Source organism: Mesorhizobium sp. Cs1321R2N1 (assembly GCF_037179725.1).
In the GTDB taxonomy this organism is placed as follows: domain Bacteria; phylum Pseudomonadota; class Alphaproteobacteria; order Rhizobiales; family Rhizobiaceae; genus Mesorhizobium; species Mesorhizobium salmacidum.
This window is the reverse complement of sequence record NZ_JAPYKP010000001.1, coordinates 17,084-37,466: the sequence shown is the minus strand read 5'-3', so window position 1 is coordinate 37,466 and position 20,383 is coordinate 17,084. Positions and strand designations below refer to the sequence as shown.

Genomic DNA, 20,383 nt, shown 5'->3' with positions numbered 1-20,383 from the left:
ATCATGGCAACAGTAACCCTTGGCGATATCCGCGCCGCACGTGAGCGAATTGCAGGCAAGGTCGAGCGCACTTCGATCGTGCTTTCGGCGAGTCTCTCCGAACGGCTGGGCGTGCCGGTTCATCTCAAGCTCGAGCACCGCCAGACCACCGGCAGCTTCAAATTGCGCGGCGCTTCGAACGCCGTCGCTTCGCTGGATGCCGAGGAGAAGGCGCGCGGCGTCGTCGCGGCATCGACCGGCAATCATGGCCGCGCGCTCGCCCATGCGGCAAAGCTCGAGCGTATGCGCGCGGTTATCTGCATGTCGCGTTTGGTACCCCAGAATAAGCTCGACGAAATCCGCCGCCTCGGCGCGGAAATCCGTATTGTCGGCAACAGCCAGGACGATGCCCAGCAGGAGGTCGAGCGGCTGGTGGCGGAGGAGGGGCTGGTGATGCTGCCACCCTTCGACCATCCCGCGATCATCGCCGGGCAAGGCACGCTCGGGCTGGAGATGATGGAGCAGGTCCCGGATGCCGCTCTGGTGCTGGTGCAACTCTCCGGAGGTGGCTTGGCTTCCGGTGTCGCCGCCGCCATCAAGGGCGTTCGTCCCGGGACAAAAGTCGTCGGCATCTCGATGGCGCGCGGCGCCGCGATGAAGGCGAGCCTCGATGCCGGCCACCCCGTGCTGGTCGAGGAACTGCCGACGCTGGCGGATTCGCTCGGTGGCGGCATCGGCCTCGACAACCGGCTGACCTTCGCCATGTGCCGCGACCTGCTCGATGATGTCGTCCTGCTCAGTGAGGACGAGATCGCCGCCGGCGTTCGCCATGGCTATGAACAGGAACGCGAGATCGTCGAAGGAGCAGGTGCGGTAGGCATCGCGGCGCTGCTCGCTGGCAAGGTCAAGGCGGAGGGGCCAGTGGTGGTTCTGCTTTCCGGCCGCAACATCGACATGGAACTGCACAGGAAGATCGTCTGCGGGGAGATACCATCGATTTCGGAGCGCGCCGCATGAGCAGGATGACTATCCTCACCGAAGCTGAACTGCGAGCAATCGTGACACTCGATCTCGATGCCGTCGCCTGTGTCGAGAATGCCTTTCGCGCGCTTGCCACGCTGCCCGTGGCGATGCCGCCGATCCTGCGGCTCGATATTCCGCAGCATCGTGGCGAGGTTGATGTGAAGACCGCCTATGTGCCTGGTATTGATGGCTTCGCCATCAAGGTCAGCCCCGGCTTCTTCGACAATCCCAAGCTCGGCCTGCCCAGCGTAAACGGCATGATGGTGCTTTTGTCAGCCAGAACCGGCCTGGTCGAAGCCTTGCTGCTCGACAACGGCTATCTCACCGATGTCCGTACCGCTGCTGCGGGAGCAGTCGCGGCCAAACACCTGTCACGGCCGGACTCATCCGTCGCCGCGATCTTCGGCGCTGGGGTCCAGGCAGGGCTGCAACTGGAAGCGCTGATGCTGGTGCGGCCGATCAGGCAGGCGCGCATCTGGGCGCGCGATGCCGCCAAGGCGGAGACCGCCGCGGCTACCTTGCGCGAAAGGCTCGGCATCGACGTGCGTGCCGAACCCGATGCGGCCAACGCCGTTGCCGGCGCCGACATCGTCGTCACCACCACGCCGTCGACCGAACCGCTGATCAAAGCCGGGTTTGTCTCGGCCGGCCAGCATATCACCGCCATGGGTTCCGACGCCGAGCACAAGAACGAGATCGCGCCGGCGATCCTGCGCATGGCTGATCTCTATGTCGCCGACAGCGCGAAGCAGACGCGGCGGCTGGGTGAATTGCACCATGCCATCGCGGCAGGCGTGATGGCCGCTGACACGGATGTGACCGAGCTCGGCCAGATCATCGCCGGCGCGAAGCATGGCCGGCGCTCGGCCAGCGACATCACCATCGCCGATCTTACCGGCACCGGCGTGCAGGATACGGCGATCGCCACGTTCGCCCGCGACCGTGCGCTGGCCGCGAAAGCCGGAACGGTCTTTGAAAGCTGATCCCGGCCGCAGGAGCATGATCCGGAAAAAGTGGCGACCGGTTTTCCCGGCAGATCATGCTCCGACAAAAAAGAATTACCTGGAGCCGGATTCAACAAAGTTGAAACGGGCTCCAGCCCCAAAAAACGAGGACCAACACTATGCAGCCGAACCTGAAATTCTCGCGAAGCGAATATGCGGAACGCCTCGCCAAGACGCGGAGAGCCATGGAGGCGAAGGGCGTCGATCTTTTGATCGTCAGCGATCCCTCCAACATGGCCTGGCTGACCGGCTATGATGGCTGGTCGTTTTACGTCCATCAGGCGGTCATCGTGCCGCCGAGGGGCGAGCCGGTCTGGTATGGCCGTGGCCAGGACGCCAACGGCGCCAAGCGTACCGCCTATCTCGCCCATGACAACATCGTCGGCTACGCCGATCATTATGTGCAGTCGACCGAGCGCCATCCGATGGACTTCCTGTCCAGCGTGCTGACCGATCGCGGCTGGGGCAAGCTCACCGTCGGCGTCGAGATGGACAATTACTGGTTCTCCGCCGCCGCCTTCGCCTCTTTGCAGCAGCATCTGCCCAACGCCCGTTTCGTCGATGCCACCGCGCTGGTCAACTGGCAGCGCGCGGTGAAGAGCCCGACCGAAATCGACTATATGCGCAAGGCCGCCCGCATCGTCGAGGCGATGCACCAGCGTATCGTCGACAAGATCGAAGTCGGCATGCGCAAATGCGATCTGGTCGCCGAGATCTACGATGCCGGCACGCGCGGCGTCGACGGCATCGGCGGCGATTATCCCGCGATCGTTCCGCTGCTGCCGTCGGGCGCGGACGCCTCGGCGCCGCATCTGACCTGGGACGACAAACCGATGAAGCGGGGCGAGGGCACGTTCTTCGAGATCGCCGGCTGCTACAACAGATACCATTGCCCGCTGTCGCGCACCGTCTTTCTCGGCAAACCGACGCAGGAATTCCTTGATGCCGAGAAGGCGACGCTGGAAGGCATGGAAGCAGGTCTTGCCGCCGCCAGGCCGGGCAACACATGCGAGGATATCGCCAACGCCTTTTTTGCCGTCCTGAAGAAATACGGCATCGTCAAGGACAACCGCACTGGTTATCCGATCGGTATTTCCTATCCGCCGGACTGGGGCGAACGCACGATGAGCCTGCGTCCCGGCGATCGCACCGAGCTCAAGCCCGGCATGACTTTCCATTTCATGACCGGCCTCTGGCTGGAGACAATGGGACTGGAGATCACCGAGTCCATCCTGATCACCGAAGCCGGTGTGGAGTGCCTGGCCAATGTGCCGCGCAAGCTGGTGGTGAAGGATTGAGCCCGATGTCCAGTCTTCGCCCGTCGCCGATTGCGCCGACCGTCGATTTCGATCGCGGCGGCGTCCAGCATGGATTCCTGCGCCTGCCCCATAGCCGCGACGACTCGGCCTGGGGCTCGGTGATGATCCCGATCTGCGTCATCCGCAACGGCAAGGGGCCGACGGCGCTGCTGACCGGCGGCAATCATGGCGACGAGTATGAAGGGCCGCTGGCGCTCTACGAACTTGCCAGGACGCTCGATCCCGACCAGGTCAGCGGCACGGTGATCATCGTGCCGGCGATGAACTATCCGGCCTTTCGGGCCGGCACGCGCACCTCGCCGATCGACAAGGGCAACATGAACCGCAGCTTTCCCGGCCGGCCCGACGGCACGGTGACGCAGAAGATCGCCGATTATTTCCAACGCGAGCTGCTTCCCCGCGCCGACATCGTCTTCGACTTCCATTCCGGTGGCAAAACGCTGGATTTCGTGCCGTTCTGCGCCGCCCATACCTTGCCCGACAAGGCGCTGGAGCAGAAAGCCTTTGCCGCGGTGGCGGCATTCTCGGCACCGTTCTCGATGCGCATGACCGAGATCGACGCAATCGGCATGTATGACACGGCGGCCGAAGAAATGGGCAAGGTCTTCGTCACCACCGAGCTCGGCGGCGGCGGCACTTCGCGAGCCGAGACGGTGCGGATCGCCCGGCGCGGCATCCTCAACGTGTTGCGTCATGCCGGTATCGTCGCCGGGGCGGTCGAGACCGGCAAAACCCAGTGGCTGGACATGCCCTCGGGAGATTGCTTTTGCTTCGCCGAGGACGACGGCATGATCGAAACCATGGTCGATCTCGGCGAGCCCGTCGAAGCGGGCGTGGTTCTGGCGCGTATCCATTCCACCGGCCGCACCGGCGTTGCTCCGCAAGATATCCAGGCGAAAATGTCGGGCATGCTGGCGGCGCGGCATTTTCCTGGCCTGGTCAAGGCTGGCGACTGCGCCGCGGTGGTCGCCGTGAAGGTCGATTGACTGATGTGATTTCCCCGTCCGGACCATGCCGGGACGCCGCTGCCAGCGGACCGGTTCGCTGCTGCTTGGTCTGGAGCGAATCACCGCCTGCCACCGGTTCGCGGAATTGCGCGGAGTTTCAGCCCTGCGCCGGCGTGCGTTCGACGATGTAGATGTGGTCGGCCGCCAGCACCACCTCGCCACGCTGGTTGATCACCTCGCAGCGCTCGATCACCCGTCCCGAGGTGGGCCGCTTGGGGTCGTCCTCCTTGGCCGCGATGGTGGTGCGCGTGCGGATCGTGTCGCCGATGAACACCGGCTTGATGAAGCGCAGCCGGTCATAGCCATAGGAAAAGGCGACAGGGTTGACCACGTTCGCCGTCAGCCCGATGCCGACCGAGAACACCAGCGTGCCATGCGCGATGCGCTGGCCGAACGGCGTCGTCTTCATGAACTCGGCGTCCATGTGGTGCGGGAAGAAATCGCCGGTGTGTCCGGCATGAACGATGAAGTCGGTCTCGGTGATCGTGCGGCCGCTGGTCAGCCGCGTTGAGCCGATCTCGTAGTCTTCGAAATAGGTGATCTGTTCCATGTCCTGCCTTACGGCTTTTCGGCCAGCGGCGTCGCCGGCGCCGCGCTCGATTTATAGGCGGCTTCCACCAGCGCCATGGTGGTCCAGGCGTCCTCGACCGAACTGACCAGCTTGTCGTCCTCTCCGCAAGCAAAGCGCTGGACATTGGCCATGCGCCCGACAAAGGCGTCGGGAAACCATTCGCCGGTCAAAGGCACGGCTATCCAATCGGTCCCGCCTTTCGGATAGATCTCCAGAATGTCCGGCTCGCCACGGGGATAGTCGAGATTGAGGCCGAGCTTCAGATAGGCAGCCCCCTCGGTGCCGCAGATGCGGAACTCGCAGGCCTGATGCCGGCGCCCGAACTTGTGGTCGTGGTTGATCGACAGCGCGCAACGCACCGTGTCGCCATAGTCGAGAATGGCGCTGGTGCGCGTCTGCGCCACCTTGTGGTTGGGATGGCCGAGTGTCTTGGCGTGGACGCCCCTGGGGTCGCCGAGCAATTGCCGGATCAGGTCGAGATAATGGATCGAATGCATGGCGATCTCGACGCGCGGCGCCTTGAGCAGGAATTCCCACAATTGCCACGGCGTCGCCAGCGCCAGCCAGGCGTCGAAGTCGACGACCTCGCCGAGCCAGCCCTTGGCGATCGCGTCCTTCAGCGCCAGCATCATCGGCGCGAAGCGCAACTGGAAATTCACGGCCGCTTTGAGGTTCTTGGCGCGACATATCTCGAGGATTTCGGTTGCCTCGCCGAGATAGTTGCCCATCGGCTTCTGGATCAGCGCGAACGCACCGTCGGGCAGGACCTTCAGGATCTCGGCATGCCGCCCCGGTGGTGTTGCCAGATCGAAGATCGCGTCCTTCACGTCAGCGGCCTCTTCCACCGAGCGGAACGCCGTCACGCTCCATCTATCGGCCAGGGCCTGCGCCTTGGCCTGGTCCGGATCGTAAAGGCCTGCGATCGGAAATGCCGCCTTCCGGTAGGCCGGAAAATGCGCGTCGCCGACGATAGATCCGGCACCGAAGGTGACGATCGGCCGGGGTTTTGAGGGTTTTGGCCAGGACTGGATGAGCGAGGCGGGGTCGAAACCGGCCTCAGTCATGATGGAAGACTTCGTCCATCGAAGCCCACCACTCACCTTCCTTGCGGGTTGCAAGCGGCTCTTGGCAGGGCATGCAGACGGACCACCATTCCTGCGTCTTCGGGTCGGCCGCCATCTTGGCCATATCGGCCGCGTAGTCGGTGCCGTGATATTCGTAATAGGAAAACAACAGGTTCTCCGGTCGCTTCAGGTAGATCGAATAATTCTTGATGTTGCAGGCCGAGATCATGGTCAGCACATCCGGCCAGACAGCGGCATGGAGGCGGACATATTCCTCGACCTTTTCCGGCTTCAGCCCCAGAACCATTCCCATCCGCTGCATGTTCGTTCCCCTATTTCGTGATCGCCGTGGTGAATTCGGCTATGTTCATGGCCTTGACCGCGTCCCAGTCCCAATCGATGCCGATACCGGGCTCGTCGGGCGCCAGCGCATGCCCATCCTCGATGCGCATGTGCCTGCCGGTCAACTGGTCGAGTTGCGGAATGTACTCGACATACCTGCCGTTCTGAACAGCACAGGTCAGGCTGACATGTAATTCCATCAGGAAATGCGGGCAAACCGGAATGTCGAAGGCCTCCGCCGCATGGGCGATCTTGAGCCAGGGGGTGATGCCGCCGATGCGGCCGACATCGACCTGCACGACCGAGCAGGCGCCTTTCTGCATGTATTCGCGGAAATGGCGCATGGAATAGAGCGATTCGCCAACCGCGATCGGCGTCGGCGTCGAGCTCGACAACCTAATATGTCCGTCGATGTCGTCGGCCGGCAGCGGCTCCTCGATCCATGCGAGATCGAGTTCGCGCAACCTCGCCGCACGCCGGATCGCCTCGTCCACCGAGAAGCTCTGATTGGCGTCGGTCATGATCTCGTAGCCGTCGCCGACCGCCTTTCGCACCGCCGACAGGCGCGCGAGATCCTCAGACCCGTGCGGCCTGCCGATCTTCACCTTCGAGCCACGAAATCCCTTCGCCTTGGCGGCCAGCGCATCGTCGACCAGCGCCTGCGTATCGATATGCAGCCAGCCGCCTTCGGTCGTGTAGAGCGGGCAGCGGTCCTTGGCGCCACCGGCGAGCTTCCATAACGGCAGGTTCTGTTTCTTCGCCCTGAGGTCCCATAGTGCGATGTCGATTGCCGCGATGGCGATCGCGGTGATCGCACCGATCGTGGTGGCGTGGGTGGCGAATTCGAGATCGTGCCAGATCGCCTCGATCATATCAGGATCGCGGCCGATCAGGCGCGGCACCAGGTGGTCGGACAAGAGCCGCATCACCGACGAACCGCCGGTGCCGATCGTGTAGCTGTAACCGGTGCCGATCGCGCCGTCGGAGTCGGTGACCGTCACGATAGGCGTTTCCTGGCTGACGAAGCTCTGGATGGCGTCTGTGCGCTTGACCTTTGGTACAAGGTCCACCATCCGCAGTTCGATTTTCTCGATCCTTGCCATGTCAGTCAGCTCCGCAATGTCTTTCCGGTCTCGGTGGCAAACAGATGCGCCTGCGACAGGTCGAGGCTCATGGCGACGCGCTCGCCGGATCGCAGCGGGCGGGGGTTCAGCATGCGCGAGACCCAATCGCTGCCGTTGAACTCGACGAACACCAGCGTCTCGTTGCCGAGCGGTTCGGTGACGGTGATCGGCAATTCGATCTGGTGCACGTCGGCGGAACTTCCCGAACTGATGCCATGGCCGGTCGGGTAGATGTCGTCGGGTCGCAGCCCGAACACGACCTTGTCGCCGATGGCGACATTGGCCTTGAACTGGCTGGGCAGCGGCAGCTTGGCGCCGCTGGCGAAAGCCAGCTGGCCGTCGTCTATCGTGGCCTCATGCAGGTTCATAGGCGGCGAGCCGATGAAGCCGGCGACGAAGCGTGTCGCCGGGCGCCGGAAAACCTCGTCCGGCGTGCCGACCTGTTCGATGTAGCCGTCGCGCATGATGACGATGCGGTCGGCAAGCGTCATCGCCTCGACCTGGTCGTGGGTGACGTAGATCACCGTCGATTGGACCTTGGCATGCAGCTTCTTGATCTCGGTGCGCATCTGCGTGCGAAGCTTGGCATCGAGATTGGAAAGCGGCTCGTCGAACAGGAAGACATCGGGGTCGCGCACGATGGCGCGGCCCATGGCGACGCGCTGGCGTTGTCCGCCGGAGAGTTGCGACGGGCGGCGGTCGAGCAAAGTATCGAGCCCGAGGATGGCGGAAGCCTCGGCGACGCGGCGGTCCAGATCCTCCTTGGCGGCGCCGGCGATCTTCAGGGAGAAGCCGAGGTTCTCGCGCACCGTCATATGCGGGTAGAGCGCATAGGACTGGAACACCATCGAGATGTTGCGCGAGCGCGGCGGCAGGTCGTTGACGACGCGCCCGCCGATCTCGATCGAGCCGGCGCTGATCTCTTCCAGCCCGGCGATCATGCGCAACGTCGTCGACTTGCCGCAGCCTGACGGGCCGACCAGCGCGATGAATTCGCGGTCGGTGATGTCGAGGTCGATGCCATGCACGATCTGGATATTGCCGTAGCGCTTGGTCAGCTTTTTGAGGGAAACCGTTGCCATTGGATCAGCCTTTCACCGCGCCGGAGGTCAGGCCGCCGACAAGGTGTTTCTGGACGATGAAAGTGAGGGTGAGCGCCGGGATGATCATCACAACGGCGAGCGCGCACATGCCGCGCCAGTCGATGGTGAACTCGGCCGTGTAGTCGAGCAGGCCGACCGGCAGCGTCTTGGCGCTGACCGAGCGGGTTAGTTGGGAAGCCAGCGCGAACTCGTTCCAGCAGGTCAGGAAGGCGAAGATCGCCGCCGACGCAATGCCCGGTCCGGCGAGCGGAAACTCGACCTGCCAGAAGGCCTGCCAGCGCGTGCAGCCATCGATCTGCGCTGCTTCCGCGAGGTCCTTCGGCACCTGGCGGAAGAAGCCGTCGATCAGCCAGATGGTGAAAGGCACATTGAGTGCGACATAGGCGAGGATCAGCCCGAAATGCGTGTCGATGATGCCGAGCCGCACATAGAGGAAGAACAGTGGCAGCGACAGCGCGATGCCCGGCACCGTGCGCGTCAGCATCAGGCCGAGGAAGACGCTCGACTTGCCGCGGAAGCGATAGCGCGCGAAGGCATAGCCACCGGCCATGCCGATGGCGACCGCGATAACCGTCGAGGTCACCGAGATGATCAGCGAGTTGCGGAAATACTCGATGACAGGGATGCCGCCCTTGCCGATGCCCGAGAACATCGCGACATAGGCATCGAACGAAATGTCCTGCGGGATCCACACAGGCGGCTTGGCCATGATCTCGACCGTCGGCCGCAGCGACGACAGCACGATCCAGAGGCCGGGCAGGCAGATCGTCAGCATCGCCACGAACAGGCCGATGCGATAGACGATATCAAGCAGCCGGCGCTTGAGGCGGGCGGAAGAATTCTCATCCATCTTCACCACCCCGCCCCTTCACCACTCCGCACCGATCTGCGTGCGCGCCGCGGCGAGCTTGTTGAAGAAGTAGACGGTGAAGGCGATCGACAGCAGGATCGAGAAATAGGCCATGGCGTTGGCCATTCCCATGCGTCCGTCGCTATAGGCGGTGCGCGCCACCAGCGTCCAAAGCAGTTCGGTGCGGCCGGCCGGCCCGCCATCGGTCATGATCTTGACGATGTCATAGGCGCGCGCCACGTCGAGCGAGCGAATGGTCATGGCGATGTAGGCGAAGGGCATGACGAACGGCCACGTCACATAGCGGAAGGTCTGCCACGGCGTGCAGCCATCGACGCGAGCCGCCTCGATTGGTTCCTTGGGCATGGCGAGCAGCCCCGCCAGGATCAGGATGGCGAAGATCGCCGTCGACGACCAGATCTCGGCGACTGAAATGGCGATGAAGGCGAGATGGCCCTCGATCAGCCACGGGACGGCGTCGCTGGTGATGCCGAGCGACTGCAGCGCGTTGTTCACCAGGCCGATATTGTCGTTGAACATGAACTTGAACTGAAAGCCGACGAGGATCGGCGAGAACATCATCGGAAACATCATCAGCGTGCGCAGGATGCGCTGGCCGCGTGTCGCCTTCTCGACCAGCATGGCGAGGCCGAGGCCAAGCAGCATTTCAAGATTGAGCGCGATCGTCAGCAGCAGAACCGTGCGCCCGAACGCCCACCAGAAATCCATATTGGCCAGGATCGAAAGATAGTTCCGCAAGCCGATGAAGACGAAAAACGTCTCGGGCTTGGTCAGCCGGAAGGGCGTGAAGCTGGAATAGAGCGAGAGAAGCAACGGCACCACCACGACCGCCGCCAGCACGATGAACGCCGGAAGCAGCAGCAGGAATGGTGCGGATGGCTTGAAGCCCTTCATCGGGGTCCTTTGGTATCTGGCATGCAATTTTGGGGCCTGACCGGTGAATGGACAGCACCGGCAAGACGCGATCGCCTCCCCCATTGACAATGGGGGAGGCGGTCTTGGGAACAATGCCTAGAGTTTGCCGGCGTCCTGCAGGATCTGCGTCGCCTTGGCGGCGGCTTCATCCAGTGCCTGCTTGGAGGTCTTGTCGCCGAGGATAGCTGCCTGCAGCTCGGGATAGACGGTGTTCGAGATCTCGATCCACTCAGGCGTCTGCGGCACGGCAAAGGCGTGCTTGGCTTCTTCCTGGAAAGCCGACAGAACCTCCTTCTTGTAAGGATCGTTCGCGGCCTGCTGCAGGTCCCAATCCCAGACCGCGGTGCGCGTTGGCAGCGGGCCGGCGGCGGCCTCGAGCTTCTGGCTGTCCTCGTTTGTCAGCCACCATACGAGCGACGCGGCGGCCTCCTTGTTCGGGCAATTCTCGGTCACCGAGAAACCATGGAAGCCCGACCAGCCGGTGCGCACTCCAGCGGAGCCTTTCGGCGCGACCTTGACGCCGACATTGCCGGCGACCTTCGACGACTTCGGGTCGTTGAAGAAGCCGGCCCAGCCCGGCCAGTCCAGATTGATGGCGACGGTGCCCGAAGCAAAGCCCTGGCCGAGATCGTCCCAGAGGTAGTTGGTGGTTCCGGCCGGCACGGCCTTGGCCTTGTAGAGATTGACGAACCAGTCGAGCGCCCGGATGCCGGCCTCGGAATTGAAGACCGGCTTGCCGTCCTTGTCGAGATATTCGCCACCCTCGGCGACGACCATTTCGTAGAAGCGGCCGTTGATCGCCTCTTCCTTGCCGGCGAACTGGGTGCCGTAGAAATTGGGTGGGTTGGCGAAGAATTCGGCCTGGTCGGTGACTTCCTTCCAGGTGTCCGGTGGCACCAGGTCGTAGCCGTATTTGGCCTTGAATTTGGTCTTGTTGTCGGCGTTTTCGTACAGGCTCTTCTGGTAGTAGAGCGCCGAAACGTCGAACTGCGCACGCGGCAGCATCTCCAGCTTGCCGTCGATGGTTGCCGCCTTGATCGTCGACGGCACGAAGCCGTCGATCTCCGACTTTGGCAGGAGCTTGCTGAGATCGGTGTAGAGGCCGGTGTACTGCGGCGCGAAGGAGGAATGGTTCCAGCCGACGCACCAGTTGGTGCTGCCCGAGGCGATGTCGGACTTCAATTCCTTGTCGATATCGAAGCCGTTCTTCTTGGTCAGGATGTTGACCTTGGCGCCGGTCGCCTTCTCCCACTCCGGGATGCGCTCGTAGAGCTTTTCATATTGCTGGCCGCCGATCAGCTTTACGTCGACGGTCACGCCTTCGAACTTGCCGGGCAGGTCGCCGGCGAGGGCAGCACCCGCGCCAAATGCGAGTGCCAATGCGCCGGCGGACACGCCGGAAAGCAGTCTGTTCATCGATATCCTCCCTTGGTGCGCCTCAGCGGCGACCGCAACTCGTCTGATGACAAGAAATTCTACATTCATATACAAACAAAACATTCATAGATACGTCAAGGCGAAATTTGTTTCCGCCAGCCGCGTTCCTGCGTATATGAAGAGCTGAATTCACTGGAGGGACGAGCCATGGACGACAGCGAAGACGAGCGCTACCGCGCGCCGGCGCTCGACAAGGGGCTCGACATCCTCGAACTGCTGGCTGGCGTCGACGGCGGCCTGACGCAGGCGGAAATCGCCAAGAAACTCGACCGCAGCCCCAATGAATTTTATCGCATGCTGGACCGGCTGGTGCGGCGTGGCTACGTCACGCGACTGGACGGCGACCGCTATTCGCTGACGCTCAAGCTGTTTGGCCTGGCGCAATTGCACGCGCCGGTGCGGCGGCTGGTTTCCTATGCGACGCCGCTGATGCGCGAGTTGGCCGAGACCTCGCAGCAAGCCAACCAACTCGTTGTTTTTGATCGCGGTTCCGCTGTCGTGATCGGTCAGCAGGAGGCGCCGAACTACTGGGGGATTTCGATCCGTGTCGGCTCCCACATTAGCCTGTTCGATACCGGTTCAGGCCACGTCCTGCTCGCCTTCCGTTCGCCGGAAGAGCGGCAGATGATGATCTCGGAGCATGTCCGCAGCACCGACAAGACCGCGCAGCCGGCCGAGTTCTTCGCCCGTCTCGACCAGATCCGCGACCGCGGCTACGAGATGATGGCTTCCATGCAGACCGCAGGCGTCTTCAACCTCTCCGCCCCGGTGCGCGGTTCTGACGGCAAGGCCATCGCGGCGCTGTCGATCCCCTACATCACCGTGGTCAACGCGCCGTCCGCGCCCGATATCACCCGGACCATCGAGTTGTTGCTGGCAACCTGCGAAAAGCTGTCGCACCTGGCCGGGTCGGCCGTCGGTTCATCGGCATGAATTCTTATTTGAATGAAGAATTCCCCCGTGAGATGATCTGAGAAAGCCAGCGGAGGAGCATCGTCATGATCATCGATACCCATTTGCATCTCATCGATCGCTCGGTGCTGCGCTATCCCTGGCTTGCCGGCGAGCCGGCACTGAACCGCGATTTCTCCTATGAAGAATACGCCACTGAGGCCCAGCGTGTCGGCGTCGGGTGCGTGCTGCATATGGAGGTGGATGTCGACCCGGCTGACATCGAGGCGGAAACCGCCCGTGTCGAGGGCCTGTCGCGGCAAGCGGGCAGCATGCTCGCCGGGGCGATTGCATCTTGCCGTCCCGAGGAGGCGGATTTCCCGGCCTATCTTGAACGCCAGCGGGCAAATCCCTTCGTCAAGGGCTTTCGCCGTGTGCTCCACGTCGTGCCGGACGATCTTTCGGAAGGGACATTGTTCCGTGACAACATCAAGCGGCTTGGCGGCACCGGCCTGACCTTCGACCTCGTCGTGCTGCCGCACCAGATTCCCAAGGCGATGGCGCTCGCCAATCTGGCTCCCGATGTCCAGTTCGTGCTCGATCATTGCGGTGTCCCCGACATCAAGGGCAACGCAGAGCATCCCTGGCGTGAACACATGAGCGAGATCGCTCGGCGTCCGAACGTCATGGCCAAGGTCTCCGGGGTGGTCGCGTATGCGGACTCCGGCAGTTGGACGGTCGAGACACTCCGGCCTTACGTCGAACACACCATCAATTCATTTGGCTGGGACCGTGTTGTCTGGGGCAGCGACTGGCCGGTCTGTACGCTTGGTGGTGGTCTCTCGACCTGGGTGGCGGCGACACATGCGCTGCTTGCCGGCTGCAGCGTCTCGGAACGAGACAAGCTGTTGTCGGGAAATGCCCGCAAGCTGTGGCGGTTGAAGTAAGGATCCAGTCCCTCAGGTGGCAGCCTGCGTACTGGCCCGGAACAGATTGATGAGATCGGCGACGACCTGACCGGCCGGGTGGCCGGAGGTCAGGCCGGAATTGATGCGGTCGGACGCCGCCTGCTGGAACGCCATGTAGCCGTCATGGCGCGGCCGCACCCAGGCGCCCTCCAGCGTCGCGCGCGTGTCCCGATAGAAATTACCGGTCGCTTCATTGACCGTCCGGTCCTCCCAGGCTGCCGCATGGCCCGGCTGGCCGCCGGCGGCGGTATAGATGCCGCGCTGGACATCGCCGCTGGCGATCCAGTAGGCGAAGTCGATCGCGGCGTCTTTCGCCTTGGAAAAGGCCGAGACCGCAATGCCTGTGCCGCCGAGCGCCGAGCCGATCGGGCCATTGGAACCAATGACCGGGATATGGGCAAAGGCCAGCCTGTTCGCGCGAAAACCCGACGCCGCATAAGAGACATAGCCATAGATCAGCGGCGCGCAGACAATGCGGGAACCGGCCTCGGCCATGCGCTCCGAGACGGCGATAGGGTCCATGTCGAAGCAGGTGGGGTCGACCAGCGCCGCGATCTCTCGCATCGTCTCGAAGACTTCGCAGCCCATCTCGACGTCGATAAGATCGCCCGACGGATCGGCCGCGCAGGGATGCCCGAGATTGCCGGCCAGCGTGTAGAATGTCATCAGGCAATGCGGTGGCCGCAGTGGCAGCAACACGCGGCCCTGCCGGGCGACAGCGAGCATCTCGCTCCACGTCGCCGCCGGCGCATCGAGCGCGTCCGGCCGCCAGGCCTGCACCTGCGCCGCCGCGTCGATCGGAAACGCCCATTGCCGGCCCTGCCAGGTGTAACTCGGATAGGATTGGCCGACGCTGCCCGAGGCAAGCGCGGCGCGCTGCGCCTCGCGGCCGGTGACGTCGAGCGGCTCAAGACAGCGCTCCGCGGTGATCTGGCCGACATGCGGGTGATCGATGACGATCAAATCATAGGTGCGCGCCAGCTCCTCGACCGGATAGGATTCGAAATCCTGCAGCGAACGCTTGTCCCACTCGATCGCAACGCCGGTTTTCTGCTCCCACAGAGATGAACACGCGACCGTCGGATCATAGCCGCGCGGGTGGCTCCAGGTCATGCCCCTGAGTGTGGACTTAAGGAAGCGCGTGCTCACAGGCCGAACTCCTCGCGGATTTTCGCACTGTGCTCGCCGATGCGCGGCGCCGCGCGGTCAACCTTGGCTCTGATCCCATCAACCCTGAGCGGCGAACTGGTGGTCAGGATCGAGACGTCGTCCTCACGCGTCACCGTCTGCAGCATGTCGAGCGACTGGAAACCTTCGCTTGCCAGCATCTCCGGCCAGTTCAAAACCTTGGCGCACCAGATATCGGCCGGCTCCAGGATACCAAGCCATTCGTCGATGGTCTTGGTGGCGATCCTCTGGGCGATGATTGCCTTGATATCGTCGCGCGCGGTGAACCAGGATGCTGGCTTGTCGCGATAGGGGGCCAACTCGCTGAGCGACAAGAGGTCGGCGAGCTTGGGGATAGGCGTCATGGCGATGGCGAGATATCCGTCCTTGGCCGGATAGACGCCATAAGGCGCGGAGAGATAGGCATGCGCGCTGCGGAAACTTGAGCGCCTGGGCAGGCGACGACCGTCATTGAGATGCGTGGTCAGCACCTCGAACTGGAAGTCGACCAGCGCTTCCAGAAGGCTGGTCTCGATATGGCTTCCCTGACCGGTGATGCCGCGCCGTACCAGTGCTGCCAGGATGCCTTGCGCGCAGGCCGCACCCGCCAGCATGTCGCCGATGGCGAGCCCGAACGGCACCGGCCCCTGGTCTTCGTCGCCATTCAACCACATCACGCCGGAGCGCGATTGCGCCAGAAGATCCTGGCCCGGGCGCTTCACCCACGGACCCTCCTCGCCATAGCCGCTGATCGAGGCATAGACCAGGCGCGGGTTGATCTGGCGGACGGCCTCGTGGTCGAGGCCAAGGCGTTCGATGACGCCGGGCCGGAAATTCTGGATCAGCACATCGGCCTTGGCCAGCAGCCCGCGCAACACCTTGAGGTCCGCCTCCTTCTTCAAATCGATGGCGAGGCTTTCCTTGGCCCGGTTGATGGCATGGAAGATCGTCGAATCGCCGCCGATCTCGGTGTCGCTGAGATAGAGCCGGCGCGACAGATCCCCTCCGTCAGGACGCTCGACCTTGATGACGCGGGCGCCGAGATCGAGCAGCCTGAGCGAGCAGTACGGCCCGGACAGGAATTGGCTCATGTCGACGACGACGAGGCCGGCCAGCGGCAATTCGGCTGCTGCCGGCATCTCTATTTCTCCGTCTTGCCGACGAAATCGGCAGGGTTGCGGTACTTCACCGTCTGCAGATGCTCGCAATAGAGCACCAGCTCGCCTTCGCCCTTGAACACCTCGTAGCTGGCGCGGATCAGCCCCATCTCCTTATAGCGGGGCTTCTTGTCGAGGTTGGAACGGATCGAATAGATCGTGTCGCCGATGAAGACGGGCTTTATGAAGCGGAGCTTGTCATAGCCGTAGGAGAAGGCGTTGACGCAGTTGGTGGCGACCAGGCCCAGCCCAGCCGAAAAGACGAACGCGCCGGCGATCAGCCTCTTGCCGAAAATGCCTTCGCTCTCGGCGAACATCTGGTCCTGCACGTAAGGGTGGATGTCGAGCACCAGCGTGTTGAAGAGGTGGCTGTCGCCTTCCGCCATGGTGCGTCGCAACGAACGGATCTTCTGGCCGACGGGCCAATCTTCGTAGAACCAGTTCTCGGCGTTCCAAACCGGTAGCGCGGCATGATCGGCAGGCATATTCCCAGGGTGCGTCGAGGCAACGCCGACGGTTGGCGCGAAATCGTTCATGGCTCAATCCATCGGTCTCGCGAGAGCGCCCAGGTGATCATTCGAGCACGAATCGAAGCGCCTGATTGCACGATGTCTCCTCCCTGCCAATCTTCTTTTGTAAATACTATTTTCACATATGGGGCTATGTTGCAAGCGAGGACAGGCGAAATTTTGGCTGGTTTTGCGCGCGGAAGCGCGAGCGCGGCAGGAGCAAATCATGCGCGGTGCCTGGAATGCCTGTGTGGTGTTTGTCGGCAACCTGAACCGGAAGGCGCCTTATTTTCAGGGCGCCGGCGGTGCTGTCTCCGCCATCGAGATCAGCACGCCGATGTCCGTCAAGATCGTGGCTTGATCGCCAGTAAACTCGCCAGGCTCAAGCCTCCTGTATCGCCGAGAGCTTCCAGTTCGAGCCGTTCTGACGCGTGAACGTCCACAACTCGGTCGTCTCGGTGGGATGGCCCTCGTCGCCCTCGACGACCTTGCCGCTCGCCCGTTCGCGCATCACGTCGCGCGACTCATAACGCAATGCGGCGGTGGCGTAGTCGCGGTCATCCTCGCGCCAGCTTTCCGCGATGTCGGCCTGCAGCAGGGTGACATCGGACACTTCGTTTCTGAGACCTTTCTGGGCATTGTCGGCCAGTTCTTCCGACAGATAGGACACCATCTCGGGCGTCACCGACCGGCGCAATGCGGCATGGTCTTCGCGGCCGAATGCTTCCTGGACCTCGGTCAACAACTGCTGGAAGGCGTCGAGGTCGGTCTGGGCCAGCGTGATCTCCTCGGACCGGGTGGCCTGATAGCCTCCGCCCGAACCGCCGCCAAAGCCGGGAATGGTGAAGGAGCCCGCGGTTCCCGTCTCCTGCTGTGCCGTTGCTCGGTTCTCAAACCGCGAAGCCTGGGCATTGTCCATGCCGGCGAGCGCGGGCGCGGGGCCACGCGCGGACTGCGACCGGAAGAACCTGATGGCCAGCATGATCGCGCCACCGATGAGCAGGGCCTGGAGCAGGAATCCGAACATGCCGGCGAGGCCGCCGAAACCCTGGCCCACGAGCAGTCCGATCAGGCCGCCGAGCAGCAGGCCGCGCATCATCGTTCCGCCGAAGCCGCTCATGAAGCCGGGCCTCTGCGGTCCGGCCCGCGGCCGCCGGGCCGCGTTGTTCACGCCGGTGTTGGGTGTCATCGAACGCTCGACCGGCGCGGTCGGCGCCGGCGTGGTCCTGGTCGGCGGCATCGACTGGAACGTGCGCGTGCCTCGACTGCCGAAGCTGCCGCCGCGCCGCGCCTCGGCATGATCGATCGCGACCATGGAGAAGGCGAGGAACAGGCCGGCAAAGAGGGTAGCGAATCGGCTTGTGCGGGAAATCATCTGATAGAACCTTATCGATGTCGTTTCGGAAAATTTCAGCAAGGCGCTGGCCCGGGTCGCGGGCGTCATAAGGGTCAGTCGAACAACTCTTCGAAGAATGACTTCTTTCGCTTCGGATAGCGTTGGCCATGCGAGCGGGAATAGTCGTCATCGCGCTCCCGGCTGTGTTGCGGCTGGGCAAATGGCGCGGGCTGCGCTTGCGGCGCGGGCGACGCATCCCTGCCGGAACGTTCGATAATCTTGTCGAGTTCGCCACGATCAAGCCAGACGCCGCGGCACTGCGGACAGTAGTCGATCTCGATCCCCTGGCGTTCGCTCATCACGAGGGCGACGCGGCAGGAGGGGCAAACCATACCAAGCAGAGATGATGTCATCAGGGGCTCCTAACCAGAAAGGAATGAGCCCGCTCGACCGAAAGGAATGGAAACGGGCCCGTTGAAGCGGTCCGACATCACGGTCGCCAGAAGCGACAGTCAGAGGGGCCCGGCCCGCATTCGGGATTTAGGAATGCGGGACGGCGCCTTCAAGGGGCAATATTGCCGGTGAGAATGATTGCCGCTCAAACCGTGACGACGATCTTGCCGAATTGTTCGTTCGATTCGAGATAGCGATGCGCTTCGACGATCTGGTCGAATGGAAACGTTCTGTCGATGATCGGCCTCAGCGTGCCGTCCTCGAGCCCTCCGAGGATGAACGCCTTGGCAGCCTCCAACTTCTCCGGATTGCCGGTGATCTCGTGGACGAGATAGCCGCGCAACGTCAGCGTCTTGCCCAGTACCGCGGGCAACGGAAACGGTGTCGGGTCGCTGCTGAGGCCGCCATATTCAATCAGAATGCCGCCCTTCGACATGGCCGCCGTCAGCGGTTCGAAGATCGGGCCGCCGACTGCATCGAGCACGACGCGCACGCCATCCTGCCCAGCGATCCCACTCAGCCGCATGGCAAGATCTTCGTCGGCGAGGACCACGACTTCAGCCGCTCCGGCGTCAAGCAGGGCCTGTCTCTTTGCGGATGTCCGCGTCACGGCGATCGCTGTCGCGCCAACCCTGTTGGCGATCTGGATCGCGGCAAGTCCGACGCTGCTCGAGGCCGCGGTGATGACAACGGCATCTCTACTGTTCAACCTGGCGATATCGATCAGGGCGCCGTAGGCAGTGAGGTACTGCATCCAAACCGCCGCCGCGGTTTGCCAGTCGAGGGACGGCGGATGTTTGACGATAAGCCCGGCGGGGAAAGTGACAAGCTCACCGTAGGCCGGCCAGCGGACCATCGATTGCGGCGGGACGACACTGACCGCGTCACCGGGCGCCAGCCCTGTCACGCCTTCGCCAATTGCCTCGATGACGCCTGCCGCTTCCAGCCCGAGCCCGGAGGGGAGGGCGGGTGTCTCGATATAGCTGCCCGCGCGCAGCAGCGCCTCGGCGCGGTTGAGGCCGAATGCCCTGACGCGGATCTGAACCTCGCCCTGGCCCGGTGGGGGCAGGTCGACCTTCTCGATGCGCAGGGCCTCGGGACCACCATGCTGGTGAAAGCGGACTACACGGGTCATTCGGCCAACTCCAAACTATCTGAACCAAATGAGCTATGGTGCGAAGCCTGTTGGCGATAAATGGCTATTCAGATTGTACAGTAGAAACCAGGAGTTTCGAATATGGATAGGCTTGAAAGCATGGCCGTGTTCGTCAGGGCGGTTGATCTCGGCTCGTTCGCAGCGGCCGCCTCAGCGCTCGATCTATCTGGACCGATGGTCGGCAAGCACGTCCGGTTTCTTGAGGACAGACTTGGCGTGCGTCTTATCAACCGGACCACGCGCCGCCAGAGCCTGACCGATTTCGGCCGCGCCTACTATGAGCGGTGCCGCCTGGTGCTGGCCGAGGCCGAGGCCGCCGATGCACTCGCCGCCGACCAGCTCTCGCAACCGCGCGGAAAATTGCGCGTCACCATGCCTGCGCATTTCGGCCGCCACTGCGTGACTCCCGTATTGCTGCAACTGGCGCGGCGGTATCCGATGCTGGAGCTCGACCTCTCGCTCAGCGACCGCTTTGCCGATCTTGCCGAGGATGGCTACGACCTCGCCATCCGGGCCGGTGAACTGGACGACAAGGCCGGCGTGATCGCGCGCCGTGTTGCACGCCAGGACATGGTCGTCTGTGCCGCGCCTTCCTATCTCGAAATTCACGGCGAACCACGGCGGATCGAAGATCTCGCCGATCATCGGGCGATTGTCTATCGCCGGCTCGGCATGATCGTTCAGCCCTGGCTGTTCCCGCGCGAAGGACAAGCCGCGCTCGAGGTCATCCCAAACGGCCGGCTGCGGCTCGACGATCTCGATGCCATCGCCGATGCCGCTGTCGGCGGCATGGGGCTGGCGTGGTTGCCTTACTGGCTGGCTCGCCAGCGCATCCAGGCCGGGGCGCTGGTCGAGCTGTTGCCGGACCAGCCACGCCATCCCTACGATTGTCATGCACTCTGGCTGCAGACGCCGCATCTGCCGCTCAAGGTCCGGCTGGCCGTCGACGCATTGGCGGCCGCCTTGCCGAAAATGATGGCATGATCG

General features: G+C 63.1%; 22 protein-coding genes. 8 read left to right on the top strand and 14 right to left on the bottom strand.

Annotation, left to right across the window (positions count from 1 at the left end; genetic code table 11):
* The first annotated feature begins 3 nt into the window (after positions 1 to 3).
* The 4 genes from eutB to doeB all read left to right on the top strand — a co-directional run bounded on the left by eutB (position 4) and on the right by doeB (position 4,311).
* Positions 4 to 996 carry a hydroxyectoine utilization dehydratase EutB gene (gene eutB / locus O7A61_RS00205; RefSeq protein WP_337127892.1) on the top strand — a complete coding sequence of 331 codons (993 nt, stop codon included), beginning with the start codon at positions 4 to 6 and terminating at the stop codon, positions 994 to 996.
* Entirely contained in the window at positions 993 to 1,985 is a 993-nt protein-coding gene (eutC, locus tag O7A61_RS00200; protein ID WP_337127891.1) for an ectoine utilization protein EutC, read from the top strand. Before eutB ends, eutC begins: the two co-directional genes overlap by 4 nt.
* Before the next feature lie 140 nt (positions 1,986 to 2,125).
* Positions 2,126 to 3,304 (top strand): ectoine hydrolase DoeA, encoded by a 1,179-nt coding sequence (doeA, locus tag O7A61_RS00195; RefSeq protein ID WP_337127890.1) that lies wholly within the window; start codon positions 2,126 to 2,128, stop codon positions 3,302 to 3,304.
* Between the two features lie 5 nt (positions 3,305 to 3,309).
* A complete protein-coding gene (gene doeB / locus O7A61_RS00190) occupies positions 3,310 to 4,311 on the top strand; it encodes a N(2)-acetyl-L-2,4-diaminobutanoate deacetylase DoeB (protein WP_337127889.1) in 1,002 nt (333 codons plus the stop codon).
* Positions 4,312 to 4,429: 118 nt separating this feature from the next.
* Here the strand turns inward: doeB and O7A61_RS00185 are convergent, their stop codons facing one another.
* The 8 genes from O7A61_RS00185 to O7A61_RS00150 form a co-directional block, all read right to left on the bottom strand.
* Entirely contained in the window at positions 4,430 to 4,882 is a 453-nt protein-coding gene (locus O7A61_RS00185; RefSeq protein ID WP_337127888.1) for a MaoC/PaaZ C-terminal domain-containing protein, read from the bottom strand.
* Between the two features lie 8 nt (positions 4,883 to 4,890).
* A complete protein-coding gene (locus O7A61_RS00180) occupies positions 4,891 to 5,967 on the bottom strand; it encodes a Gfo/Idh/MocA family protein (RefSeq protein ID WP_337127887.1) in 1,077 nt (358 codons plus the stop codon).
* Positions 5,960 to 6,289 (bottom strand): L-rhamnose mutarotase, encoded by a 330-nt coding sequence (locus tag O7A61_RS00175; RefSeq protein WP_337127886.1) that lies wholly within the window; start codon positions 6,287 to 6,289, stop codon positions 5,960 to 5,962. Before O7A61_RS00175 ends, O7A61_RS00180 begins: the two co-directional genes overlap by 8 nt.
* A gap of 10 nt (positions 6,290 to 6,299) precedes the next feature.
* Positions 6,300 to 7,412, bottom strand: coding sequence for a mandelate racemase/muconate lactonizing enzyme family protein (locus O7A61_RS00170; RefSeq protein ID WP_337127885.1), 1,113 nt, complete (start codon positions 7,410 to 7,412; stop codon positions 6,300 to 6,302).
* A 5-nt stretch (positions 7,413 to 7,417) separates the two neighbouring features.
* Positions 7,418 to 8,515: an ABC transporter ATP-binding protein gene (locus O7A61_RS00165; protein WP_337127884.1), complete on the bottom strand. Its 1,098-nt coding sequence runs from the start codon at positions 8,513 to 8,515 to the stop codon at positions 7,418 to 7,420.
* Between the two features lie 4 nt (positions 8,516 to 8,519).
* On the bottom strand, positions 8,520 to 9,386 hold the full coding sequence (locus tag O7A61_RS00160; RefSeq protein WP_337106681.1) for a carbohydrate ABC transporter permease: 867 nt from the start codon (positions 9,384 to 9,386) through the stop codon (positions 8,520 to 8,522).
* 18 nt (positions 9,387 to 9,404) lie between these two features.
* Positions 9,405 to 10,301, bottom strand: coding sequence for a carbohydrate ABC transporter permease (locus O7A61_RS00155; RefSeq protein WP_337127883.1), 897 nt, complete (start codon positions 10,299 to 10,301; stop codon positions 9,405 to 9,407).
* 117 nt (positions 10,302 to 10,418) lie between these two features.
* Complete coding sequence (locus tag O7A61_RS00150; protein WP_337127882.1) at positions 10,419 to 11,738, bottom strand: ABC transporter substrate-binding protein; 1,320 nt, start codon at positions 11,736 to 11,738, stop codon at positions 10,419 to 10,421.
* 168 nt (positions 11,739 to 11,906) lie between these two features.
* On the opposite strand from O7A61_RS00150, the gene O7A61_RS00145 reads away from it, so the two are divergent.
* On the top strand, positions 11,907 to 12,692 hold the full coding sequence (locus O7A61_RS00145; RefSeq protein WP_023771193.1) for an IclR family transcriptional regulator: 786 nt from the start codon (positions 11,907 to 11,909) through the stop codon (positions 12,690 to 12,692).
* A 65-nt stretch (positions 12,693 to 12,757) separates the two neighbouring features.
* Entirely contained in the window at positions 12,758 to 13,597 is an 840-nt protein-coding gene (locus O7A61_RS00140) for an amidohydrolase family protein (RefSeq protein WP_337127881.1), read from the top strand.
* A gap of 12 nt (positions 13,598 to 13,609) precedes the next feature.
* Here the strand turns inward: O7A61_RS00140 and O7A61_RS00135 are convergent, their stop codons facing one another.
* The 3 genes from O7A61_RS00135 to O7A61_RS00125 are packed head-to-tail and all read right to left on the bottom strand — an operon-like array spanning position 13,610 to position 16,478.
* Entirely contained in the window at positions 13,610 to 14,731 is a 1,122-nt protein-coding gene (locus O7A61_RS00135; protein WP_337127955.1) for an extracellular solute-binding protein, read from the bottom strand.
* 32 nt (positions 14,732 to 14,763) lie between these two features.
* Positions 14,764 to 15,924: a CaiB/BaiF CoA transferase family protein gene (locus O7A61_RS00130; protein ID WP_337127880.1), complete on the bottom strand. Its 1,161-nt coding sequence runs from the start codon at positions 15,922 to 15,924 to the stop codon at positions 14,764 to 14,766.
* Between the two features lie 2 nt (positions 15,925 to 15,926).
* Positions 15,927 to 16,478 carry a MaoC family dehydratase gene (locus O7A61_RS00125; RefSeq protein ID WP_337127879.1) on the bottom strand — a complete coding sequence of 184 codons (552 nt, stop codon included), beginning with the start codon at positions 16,476 to 16,478 and terminating at the stop codon, positions 15,927 to 15,929.
* Positions 16,479 to 16,677: 199 nt separating this feature from the next.
* Between O7A61_RS00125 and O7A61_RS00120 the strand changes: the two genes are divergently transcribed.
* On the top strand, positions 16,678 to 16,812 hold the full coding sequence (locus O7A61_RS00120; protein ID WP_337127878.1) for a hypothetical protein: 135 nt from the start codon (positions 16,678 to 16,680) through the stop codon (positions 16,810 to 16,812).
* Positions 16,813 to 16,833: 21 nt separating this feature from the next.
* On the opposite strand, the gene O7A61_RS00115 is transcribed toward O7A61_RS00120, so the two are convergent.
* The 3 genes from O7A61_RS00115 to O7A61_RS00105 form a co-directional block, all read right to left on the bottom strand.
* Positions 16,834 to 17,826 carry a Tim44 domain-containing protein gene (locus O7A61_RS00115; protein ID WP_337127877.1) on the bottom strand — a complete coding sequence of 331 codons (993 nt, stop codon included), beginning with the start codon at positions 17,824 to 17,826 and terminating at the stop codon, positions 16,834 to 16,836.
* A gap of 74 nt (positions 17,827 to 17,900) precedes the next feature.
* Positions 17,901 to 18,200 (bottom strand): TFIIB-type zinc ribbon-containing protein, encoded by a 300-nt coding sequence (locus O7A61_RS00110; RefSeq protein ID WP_337127876.1) that lies wholly within the window; start codon positions 18,198 to 18,200, stop codon positions 17,901 to 17,903.
* A gap of 185 nt (positions 18,201 to 18,385) precedes the next feature.
* Entirely contained in the window at positions 18,386 to 19,375 is a 990-nt protein-coding gene (locus O7A61_RS00105) for a zinc-dependent alcohol dehydrogenase family protein (RefSeq protein ID WP_337127875.1), read from the bottom strand.
* Positions 19,376 to 19,477: 102 nt separating this feature from the next.
* On the opposite strand from O7A61_RS00105, the gene O7A61_RS00100 reads away from it, so the two are divergent.
* The gene (locus O7A61_RS00100; RefSeq protein WP_337127874.1) at positions 19,478 to 20,380 is read left to right on the top strand and encodes a LysR substrate-binding domain-containing protein; all 903 of its coding nucleotides are present in this window, start codon (positions 19,478 to 19,480) and stop codon (positions 20,378 to 20,380) included.
* Positions 20,381 to 20,383 lie beyond the last annotated feature (3 nt).

What these genes read in the sequence shown, in the direction of transcription:
- O7A61_RS00115 (WP_337127877.1), bottom strand. Translation starts at nt 17,826, where the DNA reads ATGATTTCCCGCACAAGCCGATTCGCTACCCTCTTTGCCGGCCTGTTC.
- O7A61_RS00105 (WP_337127875.1), bottom strand. Translation starts at nt 19,375, where the DNA reads ATGACCCGTGTAGTCCGCTTTCACCAGCATGGTGGTCCCGAGGCCCTG.
- O7A61_RS00165 (WP_337127884.1), bottom strand. Translation starts at nt 8,515, where the DNA reads ATGGCAACGGTTTCCCTCAAAAAGCTGACCAAGCGCTACGGCAATATC.
- O7A61_RS00100 (WP_337127874.1), top strand. Translation starts at nt 19,478, where the DNA reads ATGGATAGGCTTGAAAGCATGGCCGTGTTCGTCAGGGCGGTTGATCTC.
- O7A61_RS00155 (WP_337127883.1), bottom strand. Translation starts at nt 10,301, where the DNA reads ATGAAGGGCTTCAAGCCATCCGCACCATTCCTGCTGCTGCTTCCGGCG.
- doeB (WP_337127889.1), top strand. Translation starts at nt 3,310, where the DNA reads ATGTCCAGTCTTCGCCCGTCGCCGATTGCGCCGACCGTCGATTTCGAT.
- O7A61_RS00145 (WP_023771193.1), top strand. Translation starts at nt 11,907, where the DNA reads ATGGACGACAGCGAAGACGAGCGCTACCGCGCGCCGGCGCTCGACAAG.
- O7A61_RS00185 (WP_337127888.1), bottom strand. Translation starts at nt 4,882, where the DNA reads ATGGAACAGATCACCTATTTCGAAGACTACGAGATCGGCTCAACGCGG.
- O7A61_RS00110 (WP_337127876.1), bottom strand. Translation starts at nt 18,200, where the DNA reads ATGACATCATCTCTGCTTGGTATGGTTTGCCCCTCCTGCCGCGTCGCC.
- O7A61_RS00180 (WP_337127887.1), bottom strand. Translation starts at nt 5,967, where the DNA reads ATGACTGAGGCCGGTTTCGACCCCGCCTCGCTCATCCAGTCCTGGCCA.
- O7A61_RS00120 (WP_337127878.1), top strand. Translation starts at nt 16,678, where the DNA reads ATGCGCGGTGCCTGGAATGCCTGTGTGGTGTTTGTCGGCAACCTGAAC.
- O7A61_RS00160 (WP_337106681.1), bottom strand. Translation starts at nt 9,386, where the DNA reads ATGGATGAGAATTCTTCCGCCCGCCTCAAGCGCCGGCTGCTTGATATC.
- eutC (WP_337127891.1), top strand. Translation starts at nt 993, where the DNA reads ATGAGCAGGATGACTATCCTCACCGAAGCTGAACTGCGAGCAATCGTG.
- O7A61_RS00135 (WP_337127955.1), bottom strand. Translation starts at nt 14,731, where the DNA reads ATGACCTGGAGCCACCCGCGCGGCTATGATCCGACGGTCGCGTGTTCA.
- O7A61_RS00175 (WP_337127886.1), bottom strand. Translation starts at nt 6,289, where the DNA reads ATGCAGCGGATGGGAATGGTTCTGGGGCTGAAGCCGGAAAAGGTCGAG.
- doeA (WP_337127890.1), top strand. Translation starts at nt 2,126, where the DNA reads ATGCAGCCGAACCTGAAATTCTCGCGAAGCGAATATGCGGAACGCCTC.
- O7A61_RS00130 (WP_337127880.1), bottom strand. Translation starts at nt 15,924, where the DNA reads ATGCCGGCAGCAGCCGAATTGCCGCTGGCCGGCCTCGTCGTCGTCGAC.
- O7A61_RS00140 (WP_337127881.1), top strand. Translation starts at nt 12,758, where the DNA reads ATGATCATCGATACCCATTTGCATCTCATCGATCGCTCGGTGCTGCGC.
- O7A61_RS00170 (WP_337127885.1), bottom strand. Translation starts at nt 7,412, where the DNA reads ATGGCAAGGATCGAGAAAATCGAACTGCGGATGGTGGACCTTGTACCA.
- O7A61_RS00150 (WP_337127882.1), bottom strand. Translation starts at nt 11,738, where the DNA reads ATGAACAGACTGCTTTCCGGCGTGTCCGCCGGCGCATTGGCACTCGCA.
- O7A61_RS00125 (WP_337127879.1), bottom strand. Translation starts at nt 16,478, where the DNA reads ATGAACGATTTCGCGCCAACCGTCGGCGTTGCCTCGACGCACCCTGGG.
- eutB (WP_337127892.1), top strand. Translation starts at nt 4, where the DNA reads ATGGCAACAGTAACCCTTGGCGATATCCGCGCCGCACGTGAGCGAATT.